The organism is Paenibacillus xylanexedens (assembly GCF_007676705.1).
GTDB lineage: Bacteria > Bacillota > Bacilli > Paenibacillales > Paenibacillaceae > Paenibacillus > Paenibacillus xylanexedens_C.
The window spans coordinates 681,627-695,020 of the sequence record NZ_VEBF01000001.1; the positions used below are offsets into that span (position 1 = coordinate 681,627).

A 13,394-nucleotide genomic window follows, 5' to 3' on the forward strand; every position below is an offset into this window, starting at 1 on the left:
TGGGATCACATCCGTTCTGGAGCTTGCACACCTAGCAAATGTAAACTGTACGCGAGGCGTTCGGCAGTCCGTTCAGCTAATGTCACTCGGAAGGATCTTACCTCAGATGGCGCATCCGCAATCCGTTCAGCGTGATAGAAGCGGTTGAACGCTTGAGCGACATCTATCGTATATTTGGCAATGACCGAAGGCTCGTTCCGATGAATTGCTTTTACCAAATACTCGGGATAATCACCGAGCAGCTTCAGCAATGTCCATGAGGTATCTCCGATACGGGATGGAGTGGTTACTGTGTCATTCTCACCTTCCGCAAGGCTGGATTGAGGTAATTGGTTTTCATTTTCCACACGTTTCGCCTCTTCAGCTTTGGCAAGTACACTTTGAATCCGGGCATGGGTGTATTGCACATATGGTCCAGTCTCCCCTTCAAAACTCACCGCATCCTCCAGGGAGAAGTCTACATCGTTTAGCCGATTATTACGCAGATCACCGAAGATAATGGCACCTACACCGACCGCCTCAGCCACCTTCTGAGGGTTCTCCAGATTCGGGTTTTTCTCCTGAATAATCTGCAGTGCACGAGCGACTGCCTCATCCAATACTTCCTGCAAAAAGACGACTTTACCGCGACGCGTAGACATTTTCCGTCCCTCAAAACGCATTAATCCAAACGGAATATGTTCACAATTTGCAGACCATTCATGCCCCATCCGTGCTAAGACCGCAAATACCTGACGGAAATGAAGCTTCTGCTCACCTCCGACCACGTATAACAACCGATCTGCGTTCATCACCTCATGACGATAGACCGCTGTAGCCAAATCACGTGTAGGGTAGATCGTTGTGCCGTCTTTTTTGATAATCAGGCACGGGGGCATGTTCTCATCCTCCAGCCGAACCACGAGTGCTCCATCACTTTCTTCCAGTAAGCCTTTCGCCTTGAGTTCTTCAACCACCGCGCCCATCTTGTCATTGTAAAAACTTTCCCCCAGCGTATGGTCAAATTGTACGTTCAGACGTTCATACATCCGGTTGAATTCCTTCATGCTCACATCCACAAAGAACGCCCATAACCGCTGTGCTTCCTCATCCCCTTGCTCCAGCTTGCGGAACCACTCCCGTGCCTCAATCTCCAGTGAAGGATCGTTCTCCGCCTCATCGTGGAAGCGCACATACAGTTCCAGGGACGTACGGATCGGGTCTGCCTGTAACGCTGCATCATTGCCCCACCGTTTGTACGCTGCGATCTGCTTGCCGAACTGGGTTCCCCAGTCTCCCAGATGATTCACACTTACAGAGGTATAACCCGCTTCGTTATACAACCGATACAGTGCTGCACCGATTACAGTAGAACGTAGATGTCCGATTCCGAAGGGTTTTGCGATGTTAGGGGAAGACATATCAATTACAACACGTGAGCCTTCGCCAATCTGAAGCTTACCGAATGCGGCATCCCCCAGTTCTTTCAGCAGATTCGGCGCAAGCTCCTCCCGATTGAAACGGATATTTACATACGGCCCGGCGGGAGTCGCTTCAAGTCCTGCTGTCTGCAATCCAGTTGCGAGCTCGGTAGCAATGACTGCCGGTGCTTTCTTCAATGACTTCGCCAATGCAAAACAAGGGAATGCTGCGTCTCCCATCTCCGCCTGTGGTGGGACTTCCAGTAATCTCAGAACCACTTCTTCATTCAATCCGGTTAAGGGAGCAATATAGGCCGCAGCCTGCTTCATCAACATGTCGAACACTCCTTATCAATTCAATATTGGCTGAAAATAAACACAAAAAAGCTCTCGTCTCTAAATAAGAGACGAGAGCTGACTTAACAGTTCCCGCGGTACCACTCTAAGTGAACAGTTACTCCTGATGTGCATCAACATGCATGCCAGTAGAATCTGCTCCGCTCGATGCGTATAACGGTCGCAAGCCGAATTACCCTCAGACAGATATAGTACACCCACGATCAGGATGCATACATCTTTTCGGATAACCATCTCACGGGTGCGTTTCACTCAGGTCATGTCATACCGGCTTCCACCTCTCCCGGCTCGCTGTCATGTATGGATCTGGCTACTCTCCCGATCATAGATATTCTTCGTTTCAATTCATTGCCATCATTATACATACCACGATCAGACTTGGCAACCTGCATTAAAAATCCCCTATTGAATGGCAACACATAGGTACATCGTCTCAGATGCCTGTGTTCACTGCCTTCCTTAGGGGATCAGGATTATTATCGGTTCTAATTATATATATTCCAGAGAAATAATATTTACGCCACTGCTGCCATCAAACGGCAAGCTTCTGCACAACTGCGGCAAGCCTCTGCACATGCTTGGCAGTGATCATGCTGGTGTTTGCCACACTCTGCGGCACAAGCTTCACAAGCTTTCACACACAATTCGCATATTTCGGCAATGAAATCACTTCCACGTGTCATGGCTTGTGCAGCAAAGCTGCAGATCTCCGCACATTCCCGATTCAAACGAATGCAATCACGGAGCATCGCCAGATCATATTCTTTCAGACTCGATATGTAACATACGTTGCAAGCATTCATGCACTCCAGGCAAGCATCGATACATTGTTGATATTGTTGTTGTGTCATTTAAAGTTACCTCCCAGGCAAAGTTTGCTATGCTTCTTAATACCCAGTTCGGAGGAATATTGAATCATCTAACCTACTTTATCGCTTCCAATTCCAGTAATTGGTCACGAATGACAGTTTGGTCAAAATGTTCACCTATAAACACAGCAACATTAGGGACATCTCCTTGAGGTGTGATCTTCATATAATCCGATTCACGGTAAGCATACTGGAACCAGAAGCGGCTCGCCGTGTCACTAAACGATAAAATGCCTTTCGCTCGATACACATCTCGCGGCAAAGCAGATACAAATTGTTCAAATGCTTCACTGTTCACCGGATGACTGAAATAATGCGTATACACCATGACATGTTCGTGTGATGCGTGAGGAGTGGATTGCTCATGCACGTGATCATGGTCATGGCTATGGGAAACATCAGTATTCGTAGCATCGCCTTGGACTGTATGATGTGTATGTTCATGTTCATGATTGCATCCATGTGTACCACAGGCTTCCGTATGCACATGAGGCTCTTGGTGAGCCGGCTTACCTGCTTCAGAAGCTGAATCACGCACGTGCACGTCTGCACCGCTGCGAAGCAACAGATCCATCTCCACCTCACATTTAACCGTAGGAATTACAGGTGCGAAGCCATTCCATTTTGCCAAAAGCTGTTCCAGATCCTTCAGTTCCTGTGCATTCACCCGATCTGTTTTGTTTAAGAGAAGCACAGACGCACAACGAATCTGCTCCTGCATCAGTTTGAAGGTCTGCCCCTTCTGCTCCTGATACAGACCAGATAGATGTGCTGCATCCACAACGGTAATGAGACTTTTTAGTTCCAATCGCATGTAGAGTGAAGTCTCTGTGACTGCATCCAAAATCTCCATTGGGTTCGCGGCACCGGTGGCTTCAATGATGATCACATCGGGGGATTCCTCTTGAACGAGCTCAGCAAGTTGCAATCCCAAGTCGCCACGTACGGTACAACAGATGCAGCCCCCTAACATCTCCGTCATCGGAACGGTAGAATCCACAATCTGACCATCCAGATTGACTTCACCTAACTCATTCATGACCACTGCGGGACGCAAACCCTGCTGTTGCCAATGTTCGATCAACTGAACAAGCAGTGTTGTTTTGCCACTTCCCAAAAAGCCTGACAGTATATATACAGGTATGGATTTTTCTTTTGAAATCGTTTCGTTCATCCTTAAACACCTCTCTGATTGTCCTCTTGTAACCTGATCTATCTATATCTAGCGAGTGTACACCATCCCGCATCCGTTGTGCAATAACGTTCAACTCTTCCCCAGTACATTGCCTGATTCTTACGGATGGTCTATGCTATGAGGACATGTTGATTGAAGGAGGAAGTTTCATGACTAATTCAGTGGAACAACATCGCCAGGAAGCCCCTGACACGGTATCGTGCATGATTGTTACGGTGTCGGACACACGCACCAAAGACACTGACACCAGTGGCCAGCTCATGCAGCAGCTTCTGAATGAAGCCGGTTATCAGATTGTTGAATACATCATCACACCAGATGAAACGGAGAACATTCGAAGCATCCTGCAAGATGCAGCCGTTCGAGATGATATCGAAGCCGTGCTGCTTAGCGGCGGAACAGGGATTGCACCCCGAGATACAACCTACGAAGCGGTGTCTTCACTGCTCGACAAAGAACTTCCGGGCTTTGGTGAGATCTTCCGTTTTCTCAGTTACACCGAAGATATCGGTTCCGCTGCCATCCTGAGCAGAGCCGTCGCTGGAACGATTGGACGAACAGCTGTGTTCTCCATGCCGGGCTCCAAAGGAGCTGTCAAATTGGCCATGGAAAAACTCATTTTGCCTGAACTGCGACATGTCATGCGTGAAATATATAAACCCGTCTGAAGAATCAGACGGGTTTTTCGGGTTTATTTTCAGCTATACGGCAAGGTACTCAAGGTATCTCGCTCTACTACCTTAGTTGCTCCAGCACATGTTGGAACACCTGCATAACGTCCTGCTCATACTCATCCTTTTCGCCACCGGAAGCCGTATAGACCAGCGAAACGTAATCTTTGCTGCGAATCGTTGTTCGGCCAAGCACATTTTCCAAGACAGCCTCATCACTATGCTCACTATACATTTGTTTCATGCCGGCAACTCGTGCAGCCTTATCACTGAAAATATGGACTTTCACGATGTGTCTGCCACTTCCATTCAACAAATACATATAAGAGATCCCACCATGGCCGTCATCGGCAGACATGTTATTCATCAGCTGGATGCCCTTTGCTTCAAAACTCTTACTCATCTCATTCGCCAATGCACCGTTTAATCCGTGTCCTTGACTCTGTGCACGTATATTTCCTTCATCCGTCGCTTCGCGCGTATAGACCTTCCGCTCCTGCTCAATGGATGATGCCGAACAAGCCACCAGGGCCCAGGCACTCGTGATCACCACGCAACTTCCAAGTACTGACTTGATTGTTCTTCCAACCAGACTTCGCACCTTTCTACCAAACCACATGCCAATCCTTCCTTTCCAGCCACACGTACTGTGACCCATTCAGGTAGAATTAGCATGTCTAAGGACTAAGAATCTTATTCGGCTGGCAGATCTGATATCGTATTGACCACGGTACGACCTACTGCACCACCTTGGAGTATCGTCTCCAGCGTATGAGGCAATTGGTCTAAAGAAATTTCCTGTATTCCCAGTTCCAGCGCACGCTCTGGTTTCCATTCTCCGCCGAGCAGTTTCCACAATCGTTCCCGACGTTCCATTGGACAAAATACAGAGTCTATGCCAATAAGCTGGATGCCACGCAATATAAACGGAAGTACCGTGGATTCAAAAGCCGTCCCTCCAGTTAATCCGGATACCGCAACCGCGCCTCCGTATTGGATCTGTTTCAATCGCTCCGCGAGTGCCGGGCCTCCTGTCGGATCAACAACTCCCGCCCATAGCTGTTTCCCCATAGCTCCTCTAGCTGGAGCATCGGCTTCTTCGCGAGTAATAACTTCTGAGGCCCCCAAGTTTCGAAGCAATTTCTCTTCCTGCTCCTTCTTACCTGTGCTGGCTGTTACTTCGAAGCCCAGCTTCGCCAGGATTGCAACTGCCATACTGCCAACGCCACCCGTTGCACCCGTAACCAGAACCTTGCCCATCTCCGGTGTAACTCCAGCCTGGAACAGCGCATCTACTGAAAGTGCAGCGGTGAATCCTGCGGTCCCAATCGCCATGGCTTCTTTTTCACTGAGGCCCGGTGGCAGAGGTACCAACCATTCACTGCGTAGACGAGCATACTCGCTGTAACCCCCATAATGGGATACGCCTGGTTCAAACCCTGTACTGATCACCCGATCTCCCGGTGCAAAACGTCCGCTTACCGATTCCTCTACCGTTCCTGCCAGATCGATTCCAGGTACCATGGGGTATTCACGAACTACACCACCCTTCTCAAGGGTAGCGAGCCCGTCTTTATAATTGACACTGGAATACTGCACCTGTACCGTTACATCTCCATTCGGCAGATCTTCCTTCTTCAGTTGCTCTATAGCTGCTTTTACTCCCCCCTGGTCTTCTTTGCGGACTACATATGCGTTAAAATGATTTTTCATCATATTTCACTCCTTAATAATCTTTTATATTTTTCCATTAAGCACATGAATTGTTCGCATTCAGGCTTAACAGCTACCTATTGATTATTTCTTAATAATTCCTGTTCAAGCTCAGTGTCTCCTAAGCGTCAACAGATAGATTAGCGGGCCCACAATGGGGATAATCCCTGCCGCAGCCCAAGCAGATGAACGTCGACTTGCTACAGCATCCCTGTATATCGCAATCATGGAAAGTAAGGTCAGCAAAACAAAATCAATCGTCATGATATGTACAAATGAAGATTGCTTGAATGCTTCCATATATACATCCGGATGACCTTGCGTCACTGCATAGAATGCTGTCCCCAGCGTCAACAGCAAAAGGACTACATGCGTCAGCTTATGTGCTGCTACCCGTCCAATACCCGACTCCCGCTGACGACCAAAATGCAAGCTTGCGTAGCCCGAAGATCTATTCGCGGATGATGACCATGCATAATAGGGAAGCAGGGCAAAAGCACCCAGTCCGAAAGAAAGTATGACAAAAGGCCAAGCAGGTACACCACTTCGCTCTTTTGCAGATGTTCTTAACAGCATACAGGCAAAAACTGCCGGGAAAATACCTAACCACGAAAATACAGTAAGTAACCAAGGCTCTTTACTTTGCAGTGTGATCAGTTCTTTGAATATAGGGTCACTTCCAGGTGATTGTCCCGGTGCCAACAACAATGCATAGGCTATAAAAGCGACCCAAACCAGTCCTAATATCCATCTCATGTCTGCACCTCCTCTTACTTTCATCCCCGGCGACAATGGTATTGAAACAATACCAGGACACTCAATCGGCACTGAAGGAGCTACCCTAATATGTTGAAGCAAATTTAAAATTGCGAAAGATGCAGAATTTGGCGTCTCCTGCGCTTTCCCGAGAAATAATGACTGCATTTCCCCTTTAAGCTGAGCAAGCTAAATTCAAGTATAGCCTGCTACCTAGGCAGTCTGTCCATGAGATTTCTTACATCCCTGGTCCAGATTATCAAGATATCAAAAAGGCATAAGCCAGTATTCCTAACTGGTTATGCCTCTCTGTATATCTTATGTGCGGATCATTCCTCTGTCGATTTCACATGTTCCGCAATGAGCTTTTGCTTCATATTCCAAGCTGCTGGGCTGATGTTCACACGGTAGATCTCCGGGTTGAGTTTCCGCTGGTATTCAGGCCAGAAAAGGTCCATCTGCTCTCGATGATACGCACGAATCTCATCCAAATTAGGCAGGTCATACACTTTGCGTCCGTTCACAAAGATCGGCTCCAGCATATTTACCGCTTCGTAGCGGGTAACGGTCTTTTTCAGATAAGGGTGTAGCGGGTTGAACAGCTTGAGCGGTCCGCCTTGTAGCGGCTGCTCTTCCCCTGGATAGCAGATATAATCTGCAATCGCTTTGCCATGCTTCGGATCAATAATCCGGAACACTTCTTTTTTACCTGGTGTAGACACCTTTTCAGGATTGGCAGATATCTTGATCGTAGGCAGCATAGTACCGTCTACTTCACGCTCCACCAATTTGTATACTCCACCCAAAGATGGTTGGTCAGAAGCGGTAATCAGCTGTGTACCGACACCCCATGTATCAATCCGTGCTCCTTGAGCCTTCAGGTTGAAAATCGTATTCTCATCCAGATCATTGGATGCAACAATTTTCACATAATCCAAGCCAGCCTCATCCAGCATCTGACGTGCCTGAATCGACAAGTACGCAAGGTCACCACTGTCGAGACGAATGGCATTCATCTTTTTGCCCTGGCTCTCCAACTTCTTGGCTGTCTTGATCGCGTGAGGTACCCCACTGTTCAACGTATCAAAGGTATCGACCAGCAGCGTAACCTGATCAGGCAACACTTTGGCATACACGTCAAACGCCTCCTGCTCGCTCATAAAGCTCTGGACCCAAGAATGGGCATGTGTACCTGCTGTTGGGATTCCGAAGCGCTCTCCGGCCAGCATATTGGACGTTGCATGGAAGCCTGCCACATACGAGGCACGTGCGCCCCAGATAGCAGCATCCGCTTCCTGTGCACGCCGTGTACCGAATTCGAGTAAGGTATCCTGCTGTGCCACCTGTTTGATCCGCGAAGCCTTGGTTGCAATCAACGTCTGGTAATTCATGAAGTTAAGTATCGCCGTCTCCACCAATTGTGTCTCCATAATGGAGCCTTCTACCCGAATGAGCGGTTCGTCAGGGAAAACAATTGCACCCTCCTTCATGGAATGAATTGTCCCCTGAAATGAAAACTGGAGCAACTCTTCCAGAAAGACCGGATCGTAATTTTCCTCTTGTTTGGATAAAAATTTGATGTCGTCCATCGTGAACCGAAGCTGACTGATATAGTTCACAATCCGTTCCAATCCGGCAAATACCGCATATCCATTGCCAAATGGAAGCTTACGGAAATAGGCTTCAAATACTGCCTTCCGTTTGTGTGTACCATTCACCCAATGGGCGTACATCATATTGATCTGATATTTATCCGTATGTAAAGCCAGGCTAGTTGTCTGCATTTGTCTCATCCTCTCTGACTTCCGCTCGCGCCCGCAGATTTCACCTGTGGACACGGGCTAACATAAGGAGACTTATTCTTCATGATTCTGTTCATCCGTATTAACAAACAAGTCTCCCGTACAAACTCTATAACCATTCACCACATTCATCCGGTTCCTAACATTAGGTCAGACAGACATGATTGTCGAGTAAATTAAGCCAGGACTGTCTCGCTCGCCTTAACTACCGAAGCACCAAGGCTGGAACGAAAATGTCCAAGTGCCCACTCATGTCCTGCCGGATTGAAGCTGGCAACGGCATCTTCATATACCGTAATATGAAAACCTTTATTGTAAGCATCCACTGCAGTATGCAGTACGCAAATGTCCGTGCATACCCCAATGAGTGCAATATCTGTAATGCCACGTGCACGCAGTCTGAGTTCCAGGTCTGTACCACAGAATGCGCTGTACCTTGTCTTATCCATCCACCGAATATCCGCTTTCCGTTCTTCCATCACTTGGGCAAGACGACCATATAACTGCCTTCCTTCCGTATTTCGGATGTTATGAGGCGGGAAAAGGGCTGTCTCCGGGTGATACGGATCATTCTCTTCGTGCAGATCCACAGCCATAATCACTTCATGTTTATGATTACAATAAGCTTCCGTTACAGCTGCGATCGTCTCTTCGATCTCAACCGCTGGCTGGCCTACAGGTAGAGAACCTGTCACAAAATCTTGTGTAAAATCAATGACAATCAGTGCTTTCATCGTCAACACTCCCTTGGCCCAGAATGATTTGATCCTGATTCAGTTCAGATTGACACACCTACCATTATTACGTATAGATCGACAGCCGTGGTACAAGTTCTGTAAAACGATATAGCTGCGCCGGACGCTGTGAATACTGATTAGAACTCACAAGGTTACCCTCTTCATCCCGTACTTCTTCCACTATGCCTTTGCGACTGCGGGTAGACGTAATCTTACGAATGAAGTTTGGTTCTTCAAAATCCGGTACAACACTTTGAATAACCTGATATAATTCACTTAACGTAAAGTCCCGTGGCAGGAATTGCCTAGCAATCGTCGTTTCCAGCATCTGCTGTTGAATACGTCGATATGCATCTTCAATGATTGTTCTGTGATCAAAGGCCAGTTCCAGTTCTTGCAGCGCCTCCTGAATGGTGAACAATCCAACATCCTCAGCATCATCTGCTGCTTGGCGTTGATCCAGCATCCATTCTTCCACAAGCGCGAAAAATGCATGAGAGATAATCCAGCCCCTCGGGTCACGACCCGGCTGACTGTATACATTCAAGTACTCTAGGTGTCCACCGTCTACACCTGTCTCTTCCATCAGCTCACGCTTTGCTGCACCGTAGATGGATTCATTCTCCTGACAAAATCCACCGGGTAATGCCCATCTACCTGCAAAAGGCCAGCCCTTACGCTTAATCAGCATCACTTTCAATTCCCGAATGGGAAGTGTCTTGGTCACCGTCTTGCGCTCCCGCTTGGTCAAGGTGAACATAACGATATCCGCAGGAACACCATCTGGGGTACGATATTTCTTGGAACTATAGGCACGTGCTGCTTGTTCGTCGCTCTCTGCATTGAAGTGTTCGTAGTTTTCGTTCATGGGCACCACCGACTATTTTCATTTTGATAATTTCATTATGACATAATAATATCTTTTGTCAACTGCGGGATTCCTATTTTACGTTCTTGGACGTGCAATTCGGAATGTCGCTGTAGCCATGCATCCCAATGTACCCGATGCATCACGTACTTCCGAATGAGTCGTAACACTACGTCCCGCCTGATGCAATACCGTAGCTGTCACCATCAATTCTCCTTGTTTCATGGGTGCGAGAAAATGTACATTCAGATTCGTTGTCACACAGCCGTCTACTTCCATTGCTGCTGTGGCGACCATTCCCATCGCCTGGTCCATCAGTGAAGTCAATACTCCCCCATGGATAATCCCCATGGAATTGGTATGATGTTCACCTGCCGTCAGCGCGATCTGCACTTCTTTTCCGTCCCCTTTTATATAACGACAGCCGAGAAATCCCCAGAACCGTCCATCTCCGTCTTCTACCATTTTGTCCAAAATGCTCATTATTCATTTCTCCTTTATTGCACTGTACGTATCAAGCTCTTGATGTCATGTGCCTTATCATTTAAAAAAAACGTCGCACCACACAAAATAACCCCACAGTGTGGAGCTTTGCTTGGAAGTATATTCCGAGTACTGGCGATAGCCACCCCATGTTAACGATAATAATGTAATGTCAAAAAAGGCGCGGACTGCGTCCGCACCCTTCCGTCATTTAACCGCAACTGGTCGGAGGTGAATCCGTTCCAGCCTCCACGTTCACTTTTTCGGAAACCGTATCTCGGATTACAGAGATCACAAGCTGAAGCAAGTAGTTGATATCGCTCTGGCTCTGCTGGAATTCCGTAACCAATGGAATACTGTCCAGTTCGCTTTGCAGATCGTCAATTTCCTGTTCAATTTTGCTGACCATCTCAACATTTTTGAAGCTTTCAAAAGCAACGATCTCTTTTTGTTTCTTCTTGATGGTTGCAATCAACTGTTGAATGCGCTCATGATCACGAATTTTGGTTTCAGCCTGTTGAAACTGTCTAACTTCCTCACTCGTTCCGAGCATATCAGCCAATTCTTTGGCTTTTCCCATAATGTCGTCGCGTATGACCAGATTGCGCGTATCGTAGGTAGGCATTCCATAATGATTGTACTGCACTTCTTCCTGCGCCACTGAAATCGCTCCATTCTATGAGATGATATAAGATGAGAACCTGGGCTCAAATGAGTTCAAACGTCTGCTCCATGACCGCTGCGGGTACGGATCGTTCTTTTGATCGCTGTTGTCTCCGGATTTTTCTGATTACAATTGTTCAAGGTTAAAATCCGGAGAAAAAGGCGAACGCTTCGCTTCTACAGACCGATTCCGTCCCCTCCGCTACTTGCGCGAATGTCCGAACCTGATATTGAACCCCAAAATTCTCATCTTATTGGTTTGTATTACTGATTGGCAGCAACCGGCTCAGAGAGCAGGTTACCCCGAATATAAAAAGTCATCGGATCGGTGATTTCCACTTGTACGAAAGTACCGATCAATTCTTTGGGTCCTTCAAAATGCACCAGTTTGTTGCTGCGCGTGCGTCCTGCCAGAACTTCGGAATTCCGCTTGCTCTCACCTTCAACGAGCACTTCAACGACTTTGCCGCGTTGCTCTTCATTGCTCCGGTGGCTGTATTCGTTGATGGTTTCATTCAAGCGTTTCAAGCGTTCCTTCTTCACTTCCATCGGTACGTTATCCTCCATCACCGCAGCAGGCGTACCTTCACGCGGGGAATAAATAAAGGTATAGGCAAAATCATACCCTACTTCACGGACAAGGGAAAGGGTATCTTCAAACTGTTCTTCCGTTTCCCCCGGAAAACCAACAATAATATCCGTTGTCAACACAACATCCGGGATGGCCTTTTTAATTTTGTCAGCCAGTTTCAGATAGTGTTCCCGGCTATACTTGCGGCTCATACGTTTGAGTACTTCTGAACTGCCAGATTGCACCGGAAGATGGATATGCTCCACCAGGTTTCCGCCCTTCGCCAGCACTTCTATCAAACGATCATCAAAGTCACGTGGGTGACTGGTTGTAAAGCGTACTCGCGGAATATCGATTTGGCGAATGGCATCCATCAAGTCACCAAAACTGTAGTTTAGGTCGGTGAAGTCCTTGCCGTATGCATTCACATTTTGACCAAGCAGGGTGATTTCTTTGAAGCCCTGTCGTGCCAAATCCCTTACTTCCGCAATGACATCTTCCGGGCGACGGCTGCGTTCTTTGCCACGTGTGAACGGAACGATGCAATATGTACAGAACTTGTCGCAGCCATACATAATGTTCACCCAGCCGCGCATCCCCTCACGTTTCTTCGGCAGGTTCTCAATGATGTCGCCTTCCTTGGACCACACCTCAACAACCATTTCTTTGCTGAACAGCGCTTCCTGAATCAGGTGTGGCAACCGATGCACATTATGTGTACCGAAGATCATATCCACAAAGCCATGCTTCTGCATGATTCGATTGACGACGCCTTCCTCCTGAGACATACACCCGCATACGCCAAGTAATAATCCTGGACGTTCGAGTTTTAGCGTTTTCAGGTGACCAAGCTCACCAAACACCTTATCTTCCGCATTTTCCCGTATGGCACACGTATTGAGCAGAATAACATCAGCCTCTTTGCGATCCTCTGTAGCCTGATATCCCATAGACTCAAGCAGTCCTTTGATGGTCTCCGAGTCATGCTCGTTCATCTGACATCCATACGTATATACAATATAGTGTTTGCCTTTCCCTATGTTTTTCAGTTCATCGGGAACGGCATTTTCGTAAAGCACCTGGACGTCTTCTTTGCCCCGCTGTTTCTCCTGACGATGATTGGGTTCCGACTTGATGTTAATCTCACGGCCCCGGATTCTTATCTTTTTGCTGAATTCATCTTGCGAAATTACTTTGGCATCGGAGAAATCAAAATATTGGGAGTAATCCTTTTTTGAGTCTTTAGCCATTTCCTTCGGTCACTCCTTACAGCCTCAATTAATAAAAAATCGTTCATTCATCCCTGTTC

Annotated in this window: 14 protein-coding genes; 1 reads left to right on the forward strand and 13 read right to left on the reverse strand. The window is 47.4% G+C overall.

The window, feature by feature from the left end:
* Nucleotides 1-5 precede the first annotated feature (5 nt).
* From argS to FS628_RS02940, 4 genes are all read right to left on the reverse strand, one after another.
* The gene (argS, locus tag FS628_RS02930) at nucleotides 6-1,736 is read right to left on the reverse strand and encodes an arginine--tRNA ligase (RefSeq protein WP_145318743.1); all 1,731 of its coding nucleotides are present in this window, start codon (nucleotides 1,734-1,736) and stop codon (nucleotides 6-8) included.
* A 278-nt stretch (nucleotides 1,737-2,014) separates the two neighbouring features.
* Entirely contained in the window at nucleotides 2,015-2,149 is a 135-nt protein-coding gene (locus tag FS628_RS32545) for a hypothetical protein (RefSeq protein WP_256704105.1), read from the reverse strand.
* 123 nt (nucleotides 2,150-2,272) lie between these two features.
* Complete coding sequence (locus tag FS628_RS02935; RefSeq protein ID WP_145318746.1) at nucleotides 2,273-2,608, reverse strand: four-helix bundle copper-binding protein; 336 nt, start codon at nucleotides 2,606-2,608, stop codon at nucleotides 2,273-2,275.
* Between the two features lie 73 nt (nucleotides 2,609-2,681).
* Nucleotides 2,682-3,800 (reverse strand): CobW family GTP-binding protein, encoded by a 1,119-nt coding sequence (locus FS628_RS02940; protein WP_145318749.1) that lies wholly within the window; start codon nucleotides 3,798-3,800, stop codon nucleotides 2,682-2,684.
* 170 nt (nucleotides 3,801-3,970) lie between these two features.
* On the opposite strand from FS628_RS02940, the gene FS628_RS02945 reads away from it, so the two are divergent.
* A complete protein-coding gene (locus FS628_RS02945; protein ID WP_145318752.1) occupies nucleotides 3,971-4,489 on the forward strand; it encodes a MogA/MoaB family molybdenum cofactor biosynthesis protein in 519 nt (172 codons plus the stop codon).
* A gap of 67 nt (nucleotides 4,490-4,556) precedes the next feature.
* Here FS628_RS02945 and FS628_RS02950 read toward each other — a convergent pair whose 3' ends face one another.
* From FS628_RS02950 to miaB, 9 genes are all read right to left on the reverse strand, one after another.
* The gene (locus tag FS628_RS02950; protein WP_145318755.1) at nucleotides 4,557-5,111 is read right to left on the reverse strand and encodes a hypothetical protein; all 555 of its coding nucleotides are present in this window, start codon (nucleotides 5,109-5,111) and stop codon (nucleotides 4,557-4,559) included.
* 74 nt (nucleotides 5,112-5,185) lie between these two features.
* The gene (locus tag FS628_RS02955) at nucleotides 5,186-6,205 is read right to left on the reverse strand and encodes an oxidoreductase (protein WP_145318758.1); all 1,020 of its coding nucleotides are present in this window, start codon (nucleotides 6,203-6,205) and stop codon (nucleotides 5,186-5,188) included.
* Nucleotides 6,206-6,316: 111 nt separating this feature from the next.
* Entirely contained in the window at nucleotides 6,317-6,961 is a 645-nt protein-coding gene (locus FS628_RS02960; RefSeq protein ID WP_145318761.1) for a hypothetical protein, read from the reverse strand.
* Nucleotides 6,962-7,290: 329 nt separating this feature from the next.
* Nucleotides 7,291-8,745: a nicotinate phosphoribosyltransferase gene (locus FS628_RS02965; RefSeq protein WP_145318764.1), complete on the reverse strand. Its 1,455-nt coding sequence runs from the start codon at nucleotides 8,743-8,745 to the stop codon at nucleotides 7,291-7,293.
* Nucleotides 8,746-8,939: 194 nt separating this feature from the next.
* The gene (locus FS628_RS02970; protein WP_145318767.1) at nucleotides 8,940-9,497 is read right to left on the reverse strand and encodes a cysteine hydrolase family protein; all 558 of its coding nucleotides are present in this window, start codon (nucleotides 9,495-9,497) and stop codon (nucleotides 8,940-8,942) included.
* Nucleotides 9,498-9,564: 67 nt separating this feature from the next.
* Nucleotides 9,565-10,368, reverse strand: coding sequence for an NUDIX hydrolase (locus FS628_RS02975; protein WP_145318769.1), 804 nt, complete (start codon nucleotides 10,366-10,368; stop codon nucleotides 9,565-9,567).
* A gap of 78 nt (nucleotides 10,369-10,446) precedes the next feature.
* On the reverse strand, nucleotides 10,447-10,851 hold the full coding sequence (locus FS628_RS02980) for a PaaI family thioesterase (protein ID WP_145318772.1): 405 nt from the start codon (nucleotides 10,849-10,851) through the stop codon (nucleotides 10,447-10,449).
* 211 nt (nucleotides 10,852-11,062) lie between these two features.
* Nucleotides 11,063-11,476, reverse strand: a complete 414-nt coding sequence (locus FS628_RS02985; protein WP_272907590.1) for a RicAFT regulatory complex protein RicA family protein — start codon at nucleotides 11,474-11,476, stop codon at nucleotides 11,063-11,065.
* A 302-nt stretch (nucleotides 11,477-11,778) separates the two neighbouring features.
* Entirely contained in the window at nucleotides 11,779-13,335 is a 1,557-nt protein-coding gene (gene miaB / locus FS628_RS02990) for a tRNA (N6-isopentenyl adenosine(37)-C2)-methylthiotransferase MiaB (protein ID WP_145318775.1), read from the reverse strand.
* Nucleotides 13,336-13,394 lie beyond the last annotated feature (59 nt).